The following is a 16,222-nucleotide window of genomic DNA, read 5'->3' on the forward strand; positions in this document are numbered from 1 at the left end:
TCCAGTCGACAATGACCGCTTTAACGTCACCCCCGCGCAGGCGGGGGTCCAGCTGACTTTTGCATTTGGCAATCAAAGCTGGATTCCCGCCTTCGTGGGAATCACGGAGTGGGTCTTAAAGCGCGCTTTCCTCTCGCTGCTTCGCCGCTGCGATCTTCTTGCGCGTTTCGCGCACTTGCGAGAATGCGCCGTAGACGACCAGGGCGGCGAGGAAGATCCACACCCAGACCGGAATATCCTGCCCGAAAATGGCGAGATAGATATAGGCCGATACGAAGAAGAACCCCGCCGCCATCGTCGGCAGCACTGTCGACTTGCCGGCCCGCGCGTTCTTCACCAGCCACGCGATCGAGCCGAGGAAAAACGGGATCGCGCCAACATAGATGGCCACGAACACATAGGGGTTCACGTTGTACTGCGCGCCTTGCGCCAGGATCCATTCGTTGATTGCTTCGAGCATGGCTCAAATCCCCATCTGAATATGCCCGTTGTTCGGATCGCGCACCCCCAAGGTTACAGCAGCTTCTCGACATGCCTGGCGATCGAGCTTGGCGAATCCTGCGGGGCGAAGCGCTTCACGACATTGCCTTCGCGATCGATCAGGAACTTGGTGAAGTTCCACTTGATCCCGGTCGAGCCCATCAGGCCTTCCGCCTCCCCCTTCATCCAGTCGAACACCGGCGAGGCGTCGGGGCCATTGACTTCGACCTTTTCCATCAGCGGGAAGGTGACACCGAAATTGACTTTGCAGAACTCTGCGATCTCGTCGGCGCTGCCCGGCTCTTGCGCCCCGAACTGGTTGCAGGGGAAGCCGAGCACTTCGAAGCCCTGGTTTTTGTATTGCTGGTAGAGCTCTTCGAGACCGTCATATTGCGGGGTGAAACCGCATTTGCTGGCGGTGTTCACCACCAACAGCACCTTGCCCTTCTTCTCGGCGAGATCGAGCTCTTCGCCGCGATTGGTGGTGACGGTGAAATCGGCAATGGTGGTCATTCGGGAGTCGCTTTCGGTCGATACAGGAGATCGAAGGACGTCTGCCACGAAAGCCCATGGTCCGTCGAGGATTCTCCGTGCTGGCGGACACTGCCATCGTTGTTGGGCGTATAGGTCATGCGGATCAGTTGGTGCGGCGCTACCGGCGTCGGCCAGTTGCCGGTCAGCACCATGCTCCCTTCGGCCAGCCCGCCGCTGAACTCCACCGCGCCGGGTGCCGAGCCGACCCATTTCTGGTGCCACATCCCGCTGGCCGGATCGACATGGTTGAGACTGGTTCCGCCAGCGCCGCGCAAGGGCATCCAGTTTTCCAGCACCGCACAGCCCCCGTGCTTGCGCTCGATGCGGCTGTCGGCGACCTTGGTGTCGCGCCCGTTGGGAAAGACCTCCCATTCGCCGACCCAGAAATCGAACTGGCCATGGGCCTCGCTCTGGCAGCCGGGCGGTGGCGAAGCAGGAAGCGTCGGCGGCGTTGCGGCCTGCGCAGTGACAGCATGGAGCGCGAATGCGAGAAGCAGTGATGTCGGCATGATGTCCCCCTCGGTTAAGGAAGAGTGCCAGACGGGTCACGCCCAAGCAATGCCAGCCCTTATCGACCAGCGGCGCCCGGTATTCGGCAGAAACGCCCTATTCGCGCGGGAAATCGCTGCGCGCGGCCAAATGCGCGGCTTCGGCGGCGGAATATTCGCGGTCGCCGGCTTTCTCGATCACATAGTCGTCGCGCGTTTCCTCCGGCAGAAGCATGAGATGCCGGATGATGTCCGCGAATGTGCCGCGGCGCAGCGCCTTCGCGCCGTCGAGCACACCGTCGCCGTCATCGGCCTTGTGCAGCGCGGCGCGGTCGTCCCAGGCAATGGTGCCGGTCGATAGCGGGGTGTCGCCGAAAGCGGTGGGATGGTCTGACATCAATTCCTCCTATTCAAGGGGATAACGCGCCACATGACACTTGGGTCCGCCTATTCGAGCACGCCTTCGTGCAAGCGCACCACACGGTCCATCTTGCTCGCCAGCCGTTCGTTATGCGTGGCGATCAGCGCCGCGCTGCCCTCGCCTCGCACAAGTTGCAGGAACTGGTCGAGCACAGCGTCGGATGTGTGTTCATCCAGATTGCCGGTCGGCTCGTCGGCAAGGATCAGGTCGGGCTTGTTGGCGAGGCCCCGCGCGACCGCGACGCGCTGCTGTTCGCCACCGGAAAGCTGGCTCGGCCGGTGATCGAGCCGCGCGCCCAGTCCCAGTGCCGTGAGCAATTCCTGCGCCCGTACCTCGGCCGCCTCGCGGCTCTTGCCCGCGATCATCTGCGGAAGCACCACGTTCTCCAGCGCGTTGAAATCGGGCAGCAGGTGATGGAACTGATAGACGAAACCAAGGTGGTCGCGCCGCAAGGTCGTGCGCGCCCCGGAGTCCGATTTCTCCGCCGCCGTCCCCGCAATTACGATTTCGCCGCCGAAGCCGCCCTCGAGCAGGCCGACAGCCTGCAGCAGGGTCGACTTGCCGGAACCGGAAGGACCCAGCAGCGCGACGATCTCGCCCGGCTGCACCGCCAGGTCGATACCACGCAGCACGTCGATCCGGGTGCCGCCTTGCTCGAAGCTGCGGGTCACACCGCGCAATTCGACGACAGCCTTACTCATAGCGCAGCACCTGAACCGGATCGGTGCCCGAAGCCTTGAGCGCGGGGTAAAGCGTCGCGAGGAAGCTCAGCACCAGCGCGAGAACCACGATGCCGATGATCTCGACCGGATCGGCCTTCGCCGGAAGCGTCGAGAGGAAGCGGACTTCGGGGTCCCACAATTCCTGACCCGTCACGAACGCGATCACATCGACGATCGGTTCGCGGAAATAGAGCACAATCGTTCCCAGCAGGAGCCCCGCAAAGGTTCCGATCGCGCCGACCGTGAAACCGGTCGTCACGAAAATCTTGAGCAGCGATTTTCGCGTCGCGCCCATGGTTCGCATGATGGCGATATCGCGAGTTTTTGCGCGCACCAGCATCACGAGGCTCGAGAGGATATTGAACGCCGCCACCAGCACCATGAAGCTGAGCGCGAAGAACATCGCCACCCGCTCGACCTGCAAGGCTTCGAAGATCGAGCTGTTGATCTGCTGCCATGTGCGAACCTGGGCTATTCCGGAAAGTTTTGCCTCTACCGGAGCCATGATTTCCGCCACATTGTCGGCATCTTCGGTCTTCACTTCGATCATGCCGATGGTGTCGCCGGTCAGCAGCAGCGTCTGCGCGTCGGGGATCGGCATGACCATGAAGGCCTGGTCGTAGTCGTAGAGCCCGACCTCGAAGATGGCAGCGACCTCGTAGCCGACCTGCCGCGGCACTGTGCCGAAGGGCGTGGAGCGCCCTGCGGGATTGATGATCGTCACCACATCGCCAACCCGCGCGCCGATGTTCTCGGCCAGCCGCGCCCCTATCGCCACGACGCTCGCCTCGGGCTGCAGTCGCTGCAGGTTGCCGAGCACGACCTTGTCGGACAGTTCGGCGATATCCTCCTGCGTGTTGCCGCGCACGAAGACGGCCTCGACCCGGCCGTTGAAAGTCACCAGCAGGGGCTGTTCGATCAGCGGCGAGGCTTCGGTGACGCCGGGCGTATCGCGCACTTCCTCGAGAATGCTTTCCCAATTGTCGAGACGGCCGCCATAGGCCTGTACGATCGCATGGCCATTCACGCCGACGATCTTGTCGAGCAGCTCGGCGCGGAAGCCGTTCATCACGCTCATCACGATCACCAGCATGGCGACCGACAGCATCACGACGCCGACGCTGATCCCGGCGACGAGCGCGATGAATGCCTCGCCCCTGCCGGGTAGCAGGTAACGCTTGGCGATGGTCCATTCGAAGGGGCTGAGCAGCAAAGGCATTCCGATTGGTTGCTTGTGCCCACGCCTTAGAAATCCCTTCCTGTCTGCGCAATGAAATCCGCGAAGGTTATAACCGGGTAAGGATTGCGGTTCTTCGCCCCTTGTAATCGTGTCGTAACATCGCCATTGGGTTCGCGCACGGGGGCAGCAGCAGGCGCGACGGTCATGATCACCAGCCATCCCTTTTACGACGAGCACGGCGACAAGCTGCGCGAAGAATGCGGAGTCTTCGGCGCAATCAATGCCACCGATGCATCCGCCGCGACCGCGCTCGGGCTGCATGCCCTGCAGCATCGCGGGCAGGAAGCCGTCGGCATCACCAGCTTCGATGGCGAACACTTCTACCAGCGTCGCGGGCTCGGCCACGTCGCGGAAAACTTTTCCTCGCCTGAGGCGATAGCCGAGTTGCCCGGCACCATGGCCGGCGGGCACGTGCGCTATTCGACCACCGGCGGGGCCGGCCTGCGCAATGTCCAGCCACTCTATGCCGACCTCGCCTTCGGCGGTTTCTCGATAGCGCATAACGGCAATATCTCGAACGCCGAGACGCTGCGCGCGGAACTTGTCGCCAAGGGCGCGATCTTCCAGTCGACGAGCGACACCGAAGTCATCATCCACCTGGTGGCAACGAGCCGCTATCCGACCCTGCGCGATCGGCTGGTCGACGCCCTGCGCCTCGTCGAAGGCGCCTATGCGCTGATCGTGATGACGCCCGAAGGCATGATCGCCTGCCGCGATCCTCTCGGCATTCGCCCGCTGCAGATGGGTCGGATGGGCAATGCCGTGGCTTTCGCCAGCGAAACTGTCGCCTTCGATGTCGTCGGCGCGAAATTCGATCGGCAGGTCGAGCCGGGCGAACTGATCGAAGTCGATTTCGACGGCAATGTCACGAGCTTCCGACCGTTCGGCGAAGGCGCGGCGCGGCCCTGTATCTTCGAGCATGTCTATTTCAGCCGCCCGGACTCGATCTTCGACGGGCGCAGCGTTTACGAAGCGCGCAAGGCCATCGGCCAGCAACTCGCGATCGAAAGCCCCTGCGACGCCGATCTGGTCGTTCCCGTTCCCGACAGCGGCGTGCCTGCTGCCATCGGCTATGCGCAGCAATCGGGCGTGCCTTTCGAACTCGGCATCATCCGCAGTCACTATGTCGGACGCACCTTCATCCAGCCTTCCGATGGCGCGCGGCATTCGGGCGTGAAGCGCAAGCACAATGCCAATCGCGCCCTCGTCGAAGGCAAGCGGATCGTGCTGATCGACGATTCCATCGTTCGCGGCACCACCTCGATGAAGATCGTCGAGATGATGCGTGAAGCCGGGGCGACCGAGGTCCACTTCCGCGTCGCCAGCCCGCCTACCGCGCATAGCTGCTTCTACGGGGTCGATACGCCAGAGCGGAGCAAGCTGCTCGCCGCTCGAATGGACGTCGAGCCGATGCGCGAATTCATTCGCGCCGACAGCCTCGCCTTTGTTTCCATCGACGGCCTGTACCGCGCCGTGGGCGAGAAGCCGCGCAACAGCAATTGTCCGCAATTCTGCGATGCCTGCTTCACCGGCGATTACCCCACCTCGCTGACCGACCTGAGCATGAAGCAGGACGGCGCGGCGCAGCTTTCTTTTCCTGTCAACAAAGTCGCTTAAATGACTGAACAGAAATCTCTTTCGGGCAAGATTGCCCTCGTCACCGGCGCGTCCAAGGGAATTGGCGCAGCCACGGCCAAGGCGCTCGGTGCAGCAGGCGCGCACGTGATCCTGACCGCTCGCGACGTGCGCGGGCTGGAGGAGGTCGAGGACGCGATCCACGATGCGGGGAGCAGTTCCACCATCGCCCCGGTCGACCTGACCGAAACGGACGGCGTCGCCCGGCTCGCCTCGGCGGTGGCGGGACGCTGGGATGCACTCGATATTCTTGTGATTTCAGCGGCCTATCTGCCGCACCTCACACCGGTGACACAGATCGACCAGAAGCAGTTCAACCAGGCGCTGACGATCAATGTCCTCGCGACGCAGGCGTTGCTGGCCAATTTCGATCCGCTGCTCAAGCGGGCCGAGGCAGGGCGCGTGATCGGGCTCACCAGCAGCGTCGGCGCCACCCCCCGCGCCTTCTGGTCTGCCTACGGCTCCAGCAAAGCCGCCTTCGACAATCTGCTCGATAGCTATGCGCAGGAAGTCGAAAAGGTCGGCAACATCCGCGTCGCTATCGTCGACCCGGGCGCGACGCGCACGCAAATGCGCGCCAAGGCCTATCCGGGGGAAGACCCCAAAACGGTTAAGTCCCCGGATGAAGTCGCTGAAAGACTTGTTGAATTGCTTGGCGAAGACTTCGAAACCCGCCACCGCGAACGGGTTGGTTAATGCGGCTTAACCGCCGTTGATTACCTGCGGGTAAACTGCGGTCGTCCACATAGACCTTTCACGCGCGCACCCATGCGCTTGGAGTAGGCGGGATGACCAAGCAGGACACCAACGAGCGATACGAGCTTGCGGCGCAGGAAGATCGCTGCGCCCCGCGCACGAAGCTTTCGATCCCGGCGCAGCTACGGCCGTCGGGTGGTCGCCGCTATCATACGGTGGTACACGATCTATCGATCTCCGGCTTCAGCGCGGCTGCCATCAATCGCATGCACGAAGGCCAGGTGTGCTGGCTCACCCTGCCCGGCCTCGAATCGCTGATGGCCAAGGTCATCTGGTGGGACAATTGCACCGTCGGCTGCGCGTTCGAGGACCTGCTCAGCCCGATTGTCCACGACGACATCCTGCGTCGTTACACCGGCAAGGCCGGCCAGTGGTACGATCCCTTCGCTTAGGGGGCGCGGACGCTACTCAGCCGCGTCTGCCCCTGCCCGTGCTTCCATGATCGGACCCGCGCGGCGATCCACCGCATCGCGTACCGCCTGGTAGAACCGCTCTCGCTCGGCCCCGACGCCATCGGCATCGGTGGCGGTCGGCCAGTTGGAGTTCGAAGCGATCACGAGCTTGCGCGCCGGGTCGATGAAGATCCCCTGCCCGAAAATACCCTGCGCGGCATAGGCGCCGTCGTCATAGGTCCACCATTGGTAGCCGTAGCCTTTGCCGGGCGCGCCGATATCGGCTGATTTCACCGTCGCTTCTGCGAACCAGCCTCTGGGCACGACACGCTCGCCACCTGCCACGCCGTCCTGCAGCACGAATAGTCCGAAGCGCGCCATGTCGCGCGTCGCCGCCTGGATGCAGCACCCGCTGATTTCATGTCCCGTAGCACCGAGCAACCAGGTCGCGTCCTGCTGCATACCGAAGGGCTTCCAGATTTTCTCGGACAGGTATTCGGCCAGCGGCTTGCCCGTGGCTTCGCTCACCAGCACGCCGATGAGATTGGTCTCGCCGGTCTTATAGACCCATTTCTCGCCCGCAGGCGCCTCGCGCGGGAGCTGGCGCATGTAACTCACCGTCACGTCGAGACCGTTCTCGGCGCGATGATCGTTGAATTGGGCGACGTCGGACTGCGGATCGGTGTAATCCTCGTTCCACCGCACCCCGCTGGTCATCGTAAGCAATTGCTTGATCGAGACGTCCTCGTAAGGACTGCCCTCCAGCCCGACGATATATTTGGTGACGGGATCGTCGATGCTCTCGATCGCGCCATCCTGCAGTGCCGCGCCGACCATGGTCGAGGTGAGGCTCTTGGCGACGGAAAAGCTCGTCCACTTGCCGTCTTTGTCGAAGCCGAGGCCATAGCGTTCGAGCACGATCTTGCCATCATGCAATATCACCAGCGCGGAGGTGCGCTGGCTGGCGAAATAGGCATCGAGATCGAAATCCATCTCCAGCGGCAGGCCCTCCGGCAGCGGATAGGGGTCGCCGCCCGCTTCGATGGTGCGCGTTTCGGCCAGCACCGGCAATGCGTCCATCGCCCGGAAGGCGGCATCGCGCTGCTCGACCGACCAGAACAGCACGTTGCGATCGGTCGGGAGATTGGCCAGCAGCGCTCTCTGGTCATCGTCGAGCGTCGCATAGCCGACGCCCGTTGCAGCGGCGATGACGGCCAGTCCGCCCAGGATCCATTTCTTCACGCGTCCTCTCCCGTATCCTCTTTCACCAGTGTCACTTGGTGTACATCGATGCTGCCACAGCGAAAGCCGGCTTCGCAATATTGCAGGTAGTATCGCCACAAGCCGACAAAGCGCGCGTCGAAACCTTCGGGCAGGCGCCCCTGCCTGACGGCCTCGTTGAAATTCTCTCGCCACAGCCTGAGCGTTTCGGCGTAATCCTGCCCGAAATCGACCTGGTCCTGCCACGCAAGCCCGCGCTTTTCCGCCAAGTGGCGGAACTCGCTCGTGCGGATCAGCAGGCCGCCGGGGAAGATGTAGGCCTGGATGAAATCGGCGCTATTCACGTAGGCCTCGAACAGGTCGTCGCGCATCGAAATGAACTGGAGCGCCGCTTTGCCGCCCGATTTCAGGTTGCGGGCGATGCAATCCATATATGTCGGCCAGAATTCACGCCCCAGGGCCTCGACCATCTCGACACTGGCGACCGCATCGTAGGGACCGTCGGTGTCGCGGTAGTCTTGCTTCAGGAATTGCACCTGCTCGCTCGCACCCTCGCGGGCCCAGGCCAATTGCTCGTCGGACAGGCTGATTGCATCGACGCGGGTCCCGCGTTCCGCCGCTGCCTGCGCCAGCGTGCCCCAGCCGCAGCCGATCTCCAGCATCGTTTCGCCTTCGCCGAGGTCGAGACGGTCGAGAACCGCATCGATCTTGGCATGCTGAGCACGGTCGAGGTCTGCTTCGCCCCCCCTCCCGAACAGCGCGCTCGAATAGGTCATCGTGTCGCCCAGCCAGGCGGCGTAGAAGTCGTTCCCGAGATCGTAATGCGCGCGGATATTGCGCTGCGAACCTTCGAGCGTATTGGCGTTCAGCCGATGGGCCTGGCGCAAGGCGCGCTGCCAGATGCTCTTGGCACGCGCGGTGGTGCCCAGCGTAGAGGCATTGGCCCCGAACAGCGCGAAGACCTGCACGAGATCGGGGCTTTCCCACTCGCCCTGCTCCCATGCCTGGTACCATCCGATCGAACCGTTGGTAGCCAGCCGCAGCAGCGCGCGCCAATTGTGCAAGTGCACTTCGGCTTCGTAGCCGGGCGCGCGCCCACCGAGGACCCGCGTCGTGCCGTCGGGCAAGTGACCGATCATGGTCCCGCGCTCTAGACCGGCATCGATCCGGTCGAGCACCTTGCGGAAGCCCGGTGCGAGCACGCGCGCGAGCAGGCCGGGCCCGCGCTCGAAACGCTGCGCGGCGTCGAACAGCCCGCCGCCCCTCCTGCTGCCCTCTGCATTCATGGAGTGAGCCTATGCCGCGCTGCGCCACCCCTCGCAAGGCCCGCCATTCGGCGATTGGAGCCTTGTCCCGAATTTGATAGGCCTGCCCCGAAGGGAGGAGCAGAACATGGAAAACACGTGGGTCCGCCTGATCTTAGCGACCTTGGCGGGATTGATCGCCGCGGTTTTTATCGTCGGTGCCGTAGAAAGCGCCGGGCACATGATTTTCCCACCGCCCGAGGGCCTCGACATGACCAAACCCGAAGATCAGGCGCGGCTGATGGAAGTCATCCCGACGGGAGCGAAGGTTACCGTGGTGGTGGCGTGGTTCCTCGGTTCCCTGTGCGGAGCGGCGGTCGCCACCCTCGTGGGCAAGACCATTACGCCGGGCTGGATCGTCGCCGGCTTCATGGTCCTGGCGAGCATTTTCACGACGCAGATGTTTCCGCACCCGACCTGGATGGTCGTGGCGGCGATCTTCGTGCCGGTGATGGGCAAGCTGCTGGCCGACCAGTTGCTGAAATCGCGCCTCAGTTCTTGAATTCGCTATAGGCTTCGAGCGCGCGCTCGCGGCCTTCCTTGTGGGCGATGATCTTCGAGGGGTAATCGTCCGGCTTGCAGCCGTGCTCTTCGGGATCGTGGATCGTCTCGTCGGGCAAGTCCGCCAGTTCGGGCACGTATTCCCGGATATAGCCTGCCGCATCGAACTTCTCGCTCTGCGTCAGCGGCGCCATGATCCGGCTGAACATGTTGCTGTCGACGCCGGTGCCGCTGACCCACTGCCAGTTGGTGCCGTTGCTGGCATAGTCGGCATCCACCAGCGTATCCCAAAACCATTTTTCGCCGTGCCGCCAGTCGATCAGCAGGTGCTTGATGAGGAAGCTCGCGGCGATCATCCGCACGCGGTTATGCATCCAGCCGGTCTGCCATAGCTGCCGCATACCGGCATCGACGATCGGATAGCCGGTCTGCCCTTTCTGCCAGCGTTTCAGCTCCTCCTGAATGATGTGCCCGCGATTGGGATTGCGCCACGCCATGTCGGCATCCCAGCCGTCGCGATAGCTCTCTTTCGGATAGGCCGGGAACTGGCAGATCACGTTTTGCGCATAGTCGCGCCAGATCAGCTCTTTCTCGTAAGTCTTCCACCCGTCGGAGCGCTTGTCCTTGAAGCGGTGCCAGATCTGGACCGGCGAGATCTCGCCATGATGGAGGTGCGGCGACATCTGGCTGGTTTCGTCGACCGAGGGCATGTTGCGCCCGTCATCGTATTTGTCGACCTCGTCGGACCACCAGTCGAGCCGCTCATGCGCCGCGTCTTCGCCGACGGTCCAGAAGTCGCGCAGGCCGCCGGCCCAGTCGGGCTTGGTCGGCAGCAGGTTCCAGTCGCCCAGATCGTCGCTGGCGGGCCACTCACCCGGTGAGGACAGCGTCTCCGGCTCCGGCACTTCATCGCGCGGGGGCATTTCCTGCAGCATCGCCTTGGAGAACGGCGTGTAGATCTTGTAGGGATCGCCCGATCCTGTCGTCACGTGGCCCGGCGGAAATAGGTAGTTGCCGTCATAGAGCTTGAGCTCCAGTTCTTCGGCCAGCTCGCCCTGCGCCTTGCGCCACCACGGCTCATAGTGACGATTGGCATGGACGGTCTCTGCGCCGACAGCATTGGCGACGGTTTTCAGCTCCTCCACCGCATCGCCGCGGCGCAGGACAATCCGCGAATTGCGCGCGCCGAAGCTCTTGCCCAGGCTCTCCAGCGAATGATGCAGCCACCACCGCGCCGCCCCGCCCAGCTTGTGATCCTTGGGCCGTTCGTCGTCGAGCACATAGACCGCCACCACCGGTCCGGCCTTGGCCGCATGATACAGCGCCGGATTGTCCGCCATGCGCAGATCGCGCCGCAGCCATACGATTTGGGGTTTGGTCATCCTTATCCCTTCGGATGCCCAACGTGGTTAGTCGTCAGGGGGTTCCGGTACAGCCACAACAGTCGGTCCTCCCCCAGAGTAGGCGGGATATACCTGGACGCATGACCAAGGCGGCAATTTGACCGAGAAGCGATCCCTCGCGAGTGGGTCATAAAACCGTGCGTCCCTGAGAAGCCAACCATCACGCTCTGGATCCTCTGTTACAAAAGGCGCTCTAGACCAGAACAAGAAGGCAGTAATTTCCTTATCACGGGCTGCGGCCTCGTCGAGATTGCAGTGCGGCAAAAGCGCAGCCGCGCCGACATCGTCGCCATCGATAAAGAAGTCGCCGTATCCGTTGCCTTCGATGATCTCGCGATTCCAGAAGGCGACAGGTAGCGGGCTAGCAATGATTTGTTCCGCAGCGACCGCAGATGCTTTTTTGGCGCCTGCAACTTGCCCTTCGGCCTTTGCGGTGATCAGGCCATTCATCCCGATATACGCCAGAGAGACCGCAATCGCCCAGCGCGCCGGCTTGATCCATTCCCCGCCCTGCCTCTCCCGCCGCATAGAAAACCACGTTGCAAAGCCCATCAGCGCCCACAACCACACATCGATGATGAACAGCGTATCGCCGTAGAACCACTGGCTCGAGAACGGCTCCAGAAGCCGGATGCCGTAAACATTGAGCCAGTCGAGCGCGGGGTGGGTCAGGCAGCCGATGAAGCTCAGCAGGAAAAGCCATTTGAAGCTGACCGGCCTGCGACCTTCGGGGCGATTCCCTCGGCTCGCCTGCCAGCGGTCGAAGCCCCATAGCAGCGCCGCCAGTATCAGCGGCAGCAGCACCAGCGCGGGCGGCCCGTGGGTGATCCCGCGGCGGAAGCCGAGATGCTCGGCCCCCTCCAGCCAGAAGAAGCAAGCCGCATCGACATCGGGCAGGTTCGCGCCGATGATCAGCGCAGGCATGGCGAGGCCGGTCTTTTTCTTGAGCCCCGCTTGCCCCAGCAGCGCGCCGACGAGGCTGTGGGTCAGATTATCGATGGCGCAGGCTCCCGAGACATGGACCGCATGGACCACTGTTCAGTAGCGAAAAAACCGCCCTCCGCTCCGAACGAAGAACAGGCACAGAAAACGGGATAGACCGCGGACATGGACCGCCTTCTAGGCACGCCGCATCGTGTAGGAAAGCCTGCATGCAAAAAGGGCGGCAAGCTCGTCGCTCGCCGCCCTTCCAGCGTGATCCGGCAAGGGTCAGGGGGTCGCAGCCGGATCGAAGTTCTCGCCGCGTCGGGCAGCGGTGAATTCGCGGCGGTCGAGATAGGTATCGCCGTCGACATCGTAATAGAAGAAGCTGTCCGCAGCCTTGTTCGCCTGGGTCGGCGTTACATAGGGCGGCACTTCGTCATTCGGCTTGGGATTGGTCGGATCGAGCGGGATGGCCCAGATCGCATATTCGGCGACCGACAGGCGGTTGTCGTCGTTCCGGTCGAGATAGGACCAGGTCATGGACGCGCGCGTGCGCATGTTGGTAGTGCTGTCGCGGGTCGGCATGGCATTGCTGCCGCTGCTATCGGCGGAACTGCCCGCATTGGCGCTGGACGAGCCGCTGGACGCATCGTCCGAACCCGAACCGCTGTTATCCGACGATGCGGCCATGCGTTCGGCTTCGCGTTCGGCGGCCATGCTTTCCTCGGTGTCGCGCTCGGCGACGACCTCGTCGCGATAGCCGGCATATTCGGTGCCGAACGCATCGGCATCGAATGCGTCGCGCCGGGCCTGGGCATCTTCGCTCAGGGTGTAGTCGCGGGTCATCGGATCGTATTCTGTATCGGCATCGGCGATTTCGTCGATATCGTCGACCACGGTGTTCTCGACGTCGTCGGAATCGCACGCAGCCAGGCTGGCGAGCGAGACGGTCGCAGCAAAAGCGATAATCTTTCTCATGATGTTCCTCCTGTTCGCGCCGGAAATCCGGCCTCTCGCCGAATCAATGCGCGAACAGGAAAAAGGTTCAAAAAAAGTGCTTTAGCAGGTCAGACGGGGTCCTGCGCGGTGCCGCTGACCGTCCAGGTCTGCCCCTTTGCCAGCAGCGCCGCGAGATTGGGCTGCTTGCCCTTCGCCGCCCGGGAGCGCTCCTCCGCCACCGCCGCTTCGAAGGTCGGGCGCGGGTCGTCGTAGAGCACGCCGAGCGCCATCGGGAACGGTCCGAACGGCATTTCGACCAGCATATGCGCGATCGAGCGATTGGTGACGTCGTGCACGATGACACCGGCCGCTTCCCAGTCGTCACCTTCCACGTCGACCACTTCGAGGCTCAGTTTTTCGCGATCCAGCGCGATGCCCTTGGCCCCGCCGGCGAACAGCATGGGCTGGCCGTCTTCGAGCCATAGCTGCTGGTCTTCCGCGCCCTTCGGCGCGGCGAAATCATGGAACACGTCCTTGTTGTAGACGATGCAGTTCTGGAAGATCTCGATGAAGGCCGCGCCCTGATGGGCGTGTGCGGCCTTGAGCACGTCCGGCAGGTTCTTCGAGACATCGAAGCCGCGGCCCACGAACCGCGCCCCGCTGCCCAGCGCAAACGCCGCCGGCCGCGCCGGATGATCGTAGCTGCCGATCGGGGTCGATGGCGACTTGGTGCCTTCACGGCTGGTCGGGGAAGCCTGCCCCTTGGTGAGGCCGTAGATCTCGTTGTTGAACAGCATGATCTGCATGTTCACGTTGCGGCGCAGCACATGCATCATGTGGTTGCCGCCGATCGACAAGCCATCGCCATCGCCGGTCACCAGCCAGATATCGAGATCGGGATTGGCGAGCTTGGTTCCCGTCGCCACCGCCGGCGCGCGGCCGTGGATGGTGTGGAAGCCGTAGCTTTCCATGTAATAGGGGAAGCGGCTCGAGCAGCCGATGCCGCTGATGAACACCGTGTTCTTCGGGTCCGCTCCCAGTTGCGGCAGCGTGCGCTGCACCGCCTTGAGGATCGCGTAGTCCCCGCAGCCCGGACACCAGCGGACTTCCTGGTCGGTTTCCCAGTCCTTGAGGGTGGTTTCGATCTTGGTCATTTCATTCACAGTGCAACCTCCCCAACCCGTTCGGGCTGAGCTTGTCGAAGCCCTGCACTTTTCTTCGAATGCAGCGCTGGAAGTGGAAGACAGCCCTTCGACAGGCTCAGGGCGAACGGTAGTAGAGTGAGGCGCTTGGTCATCAAACCTCCGGACTCGGCAATTGGTCGTCATTGACCGGCACCTGTCCGCCTTCATTGTCGTCGATCCCATCAAAGAACTTGCCGATCTCCGCCTGTAACTCGGCGATGGCAAAGGGCTGCCCGCTGGTCTTCGTCAGCGGGACCGCGTCGACCAGGAACTGGTCGCGCAAAACGGTCTTGAACTGGCCGGTGTTCATTTCCGGCACCAGCACATGATCGAAGCCGTGGAGCAGCGCGCCGAGATTTCCGGGCAGCGGCCATATATGGCGCACGTGGATGTGGCTGACGTCGCAACCCTTGTCGCGCTCGCGCCGCACGGCCTGGTGGATCGGGCCGTAGGTGCTGCCCCAGCCCACCACTGCAAGCTTGCCCGAGGTTTCGCCGAGGCAGACTTCCTGGTCGGGCACGTCAACGCAGAGAACCTTGCCGACGCGGGCGTCGGTCATCGCCTGGTGGTTGTCGGGTGAGTAATCGATATGGCCGGTATCCGCCGCTTTCTCGATCCCGCCGATGCGGTGCATGAGATCTGGTGTGCCGGGCTTGATCCAAGGACGCGCGCCCTTGGTATTGCGCTTGTAGGGAAGCAGCTCATCGTCACCGTTTTTCTCTTGCAGGAACTGCGCAGGGAACGGCTCGAAAGTGCTCGGGTCGGGCACTTTCCACGGCTCGGCGGCATTGGCGATATAGCCATCGGTCAACAGCATCACCGGGGTCATATACTGCACCGCGATGCGGCACGCCTCGATCGCGGTCTCAAAGGCATCGCCGGGGCTGCTCGCAGCGATCACCGGCATCGGCGCATCGCCATTGCGGCCATAGACCGCCTGATAGAGGTCGCTCTGCTCGGTCTTGGTCGGCAGGCCCGTCGACGGCCCGCCGCGCTGCGAATTGACGATGACCAGCGGCAGCTCGGTCATGATCGCGAGGCCCATCGCCTCACCCTTGAGCGCGATGCCGGGGCCCGACGACGAAGTGACGCCAAGGCTGCCCGCATAGCTCGCGCCGATGGCGGCACAGATCGCGGCGATCTCGTCTTCGGCTTGGAACGTGGTGACGCCGAATTCCTTGAGCCGCGCGAGATGGTGCAAGATCGCGGATGCCGGCGTGATCGGATAGCCGCCGAAGAACATCGGCAGTTCAGCCAATTGTGCACCGGCCACGAGGCCGAGCGAGACGGCTTCGGCCCCGGTGATCGTGCGATAGAGCCCTGGCGCGCTCTCGACCGGCGGCATGGTCAATTGCTTGACCGGCCCGCTCAATTCCGCCGTCTCGCCATAGGCATGCCCGGCATCGAGCGCGGCGATATTGGCGTCGGCAATTTCGGGCTTCGACTTGAACTTGGCCTTGAGCCAGTCGTGGATCGGTTCGCGCGGGCGATCGAACATCCATAGCGCGAGGCCCAGCGTCCACATGTTCTTGGACCGCAGCGCGTCCTTGTTCCCGAGCCCGAACGGCTTGACCGCTTCGATGGTCATTTCGCTGATGTCGAAGGCGAGCACATCGAACTTGGCAAGGCTGCCATCTTCCAGCGGGTTCTGCTCGTACTTGGCCTTATCCAGATTGCGCTTCGTGAAAGCTCCCGTGTCCGCGATGATGAGCCCGCCGGGCTTCAACGCCCCGAGGTTCGTCTTGAGCGCGGCCGGATTCATCGCGACGAGGACATCGGGCGCATCGCCCGCCGTGTCGATCGCCCGGCTGCCGAAATTGATCTGGAAAGCGGAAACGCCGAACAATGTTCCCTGCGGAGCGCGGATTTCGGCCGGGAAATCGGGGAAGGTTGCAAGGTCGTTGCCCGCCAGCGCGGTGGAGAGCGTGAATTGCCCGCCCGTCAGCTGCATGCCGTCACCGCTGTCGCCGGCAAAGCGGACCACCACGGCTTCCGGCTGGTGGGAATTGTCGGGGCTTTCTGCCACCTGCGTCGCCATAATATCGGTCCTCTTGCGCGTGTCCTCGCGCCGGATTTTC

At 63.0% G+C, this 16,222-nt stretch carries 17 protein-coding genes; 4 read left to right on the forward strand and 13 right to left on the reverse strand.

What is annotated here, in order from left to right:
• Positions 1–115: 115 nt before the first annotated feature.
• From EL2594_RS06910 to EL2594_RS06935, 6 genes are all read right to left on the reverse strand, one after another.
• Positions 116–460, reverse strand: a complete 345-nt coding sequence (locus EL2594_RS06910; protein WP_011414325.1) for a hypothetical protein — start codon at positions 458–460, stop codon at positions 116–118.
• Positions 461–513: 53 nt separating this feature from the next.
• Entirely contained in the window at positions 514–993 is a 480-nt protein-coding gene (locus tag EL2594_RS06915; RefSeq protein ID WP_011414326.1) for a glutathione peroxidase, read from the reverse strand.
• Positions 990–1,523: a hypothetical protein gene (locus EL2594_RS06920; RefSeq protein WP_011414327.1), complete on the reverse strand. Its 534-nt coding sequence runs from the start codon at positions 1,521–1,523 to the stop codon at positions 990–992. Before EL2594_RS06920 ends, EL2594_RS06915 begins: the two co-directional genes overlap by 4 nt.
• A gap of 97 nt (positions 1,524–1,620) precedes the next feature.
• Positions 1,621–1,899 carry a hypothetical protein gene (locus EL2594_RS06925; protein ID WP_011414328.1) on the reverse strand — a complete coding sequence of 93 codons (279 nt, stop codon included), beginning with the start codon at positions 1,897–1,899 and terminating at the stop codon, positions 1,621–1,623.
• A 50-nt stretch (positions 1,900–1,949) separates the two neighbouring features.
• On the reverse strand, positions 1,950–2,624 hold the full coding sequence (locus tag EL2594_RS06930) for an ABC transporter ATP-binding protein (protein WP_011414329.1): 675 nt from the start codon (positions 2,622–2,624) through the stop codon (positions 1,950–1,952).
• Entirely contained in the window at positions 2,617–3,858 is a 1,242-nt protein-coding gene (locus EL2594_RS06935; protein WP_041685780.1) for a lipoprotein-releasing ABC transporter permease subunit, read from the reverse strand. The genes EL2594_RS06930 and EL2594_RS06935 overlap by 8 nt, the downstream gene beginning before the upstream one ends.
• Positions 3,859–4,029: 171 nt before the next feature.
• On the opposite strand from EL2594_RS06935, the gene purF reads away from it, so the two are divergent.
• The 3 genes from purF (at position 4,030) to EL2594_RS06950 (ending at position 6,668) form a co-directional block, all read left to right on the forward strand.
• Positions 4,030–5,502, forward strand: a complete 1,473-nt coding sequence (purF, locus tag EL2594_RS06940) for an amidophosphoribosyltransferase (protein ID WP_011414331.1) — start codon at positions 4,030–4,032, stop codon at positions 5,500–5,502.
• A complete protein-coding gene (locus EL2594_RS06945; protein ID WP_011414332.1) occupies positions 5,503–6,216 on the forward strand; it encodes an SDR family NAD(P)-dependent oxidoreductase in 714 nt (237 codons plus the stop codon). It begins immediately after the preceding gene.
• A 92-nt stretch (positions 6,217–6,308) separates the two neighbouring features.
• Positions 6,309–6,668, forward strand: a complete 360-nt coding sequence (locus EL2594_RS06950; RefSeq protein WP_011414333.1) for a PilZ domain-containing protein — start codon at positions 6,309–6,311, stop codon at positions 6,666–6,668.
• A 12-nt stretch (positions 6,669–6,680) separates the two neighbouring features.
• Here the strand turns inward: EL2594_RS06950 and EL2594_RS06955 are convergent, their stop codons facing one another.
• Both EL2594_RS06955 and EL2594_RS06960 read right to left on the reverse strand, forming a co-directional pair.
• Positions 6,681–7,910: a serine hydrolase domain-containing protein gene (locus EL2594_RS06955; protein WP_011414334.1), complete on the reverse strand. Its 1,230-nt coding sequence runs from the start codon at positions 7,908–7,910 to the stop codon at positions 6,681–6,683.
• Positions 7,907–9,175 carry an SAM-dependent methyltransferase gene (locus EL2594_RS06960; protein ID WP_011414335.1) on the reverse strand — a complete coding sequence of 423 codons (1,269 nt, stop codon included), beginning with the start codon at positions 9,173–9,175 and terminating at the stop codon, positions 7,907–7,909. The genes EL2594_RS06955 and EL2594_RS06960 overlap by 4 nt, the downstream gene beginning before the upstream one ends.
• 106 nt (positions 9,176–9,281) lie before the next feature.
• On the opposite strand from EL2594_RS06960, the gene EL2594_RS06965 reads away from it, so the two are divergent.
• Positions 9,282–9,695 (forward strand): hypothetical protein, encoded by a 414-nt coding sequence (locus EL2594_RS06965; protein ID WP_011414336.1) that lies wholly within the window; start codon positions 9,282–9,284, stop codon positions 9,693–9,695.
• On the opposite strand, the gene EL2594_RS06970 is transcribed toward EL2594_RS06965, so the two are convergent.
• The 5 genes from EL2594_RS06970 to EL2594_RS06990 form a co-directional block, all read right to left on the reverse strand.
• Entirely contained in the window at positions 9,685–11,076 is a 1,392-nt protein-coding gene (locus tag EL2594_RS06970; RefSeq protein WP_011414337.1) for a cryptochrome/photolyase family protein, read from the reverse strand. The two genes, EL2594_RS06965 and EL2594_RS06970, sit on opposite strands and share 11 nt — an antisense overlap.
• A 27-nt stretch (positions 11,077–11,103) precedes the next feature.
• Entirely contained in the window at positions 11,104–12,096 is a 993-nt protein-coding gene (locus EL2594_RS06975) for a metal-dependent hydrolase (protein WP_049762538.1), read from the reverse strand.
• A 210-nt stretch (positions 12,097–12,306) separates the two neighbouring features.
• Positions 12,307–12,999, reverse strand: a complete 693-nt coding sequence (locus EL2594_RS06980) for a hypothetical protein (RefSeq protein WP_011414339.1) — start codon at positions 12,997–12,999, stop codon at positions 12,307–12,309.
• An 89-nt stretch (positions 13,000–13,088) separates the two neighbouring features.
• Positions 13,089–14,123, reverse strand: a complete 1,035-nt coding sequence (locus EL2594_RS06985) for a 2-oxoacid:ferredoxin oxidoreductase subunit beta (RefSeq protein ID WP_041685171.1) — start codon at positions 14,121–14,123, stop codon at positions 13,089–13,091.
• A gap of 133 nt (positions 14,124–14,256) precedes the next feature.
• The gene (locus EL2594_RS06990) at positions 14,257–16,182 is read right to left on the reverse strand and encodes a 2-oxoacid:acceptor oxidoreductase subunit alpha (RefSeq protein ID WP_041685785.1); all 1,926 of its coding nucleotides are present in this window, start codon (positions 16,180–16,182) and stop codon (positions 14,257–14,259) included.
• Positions 16,183–16,222 lie beyond the last annotated feature (40 nt).

Source organism: Erythrobacter litoralis HTCC2594 (assembly GCF_000013005.1).
Classification (GTDB): domain Bacteria; phylum Pseudomonadota; class Alphaproteobacteria; order Sphingomonadales; family Sphingomonadaceae; genus Parerythrobacter; species Parerythrobacter litoralis_A.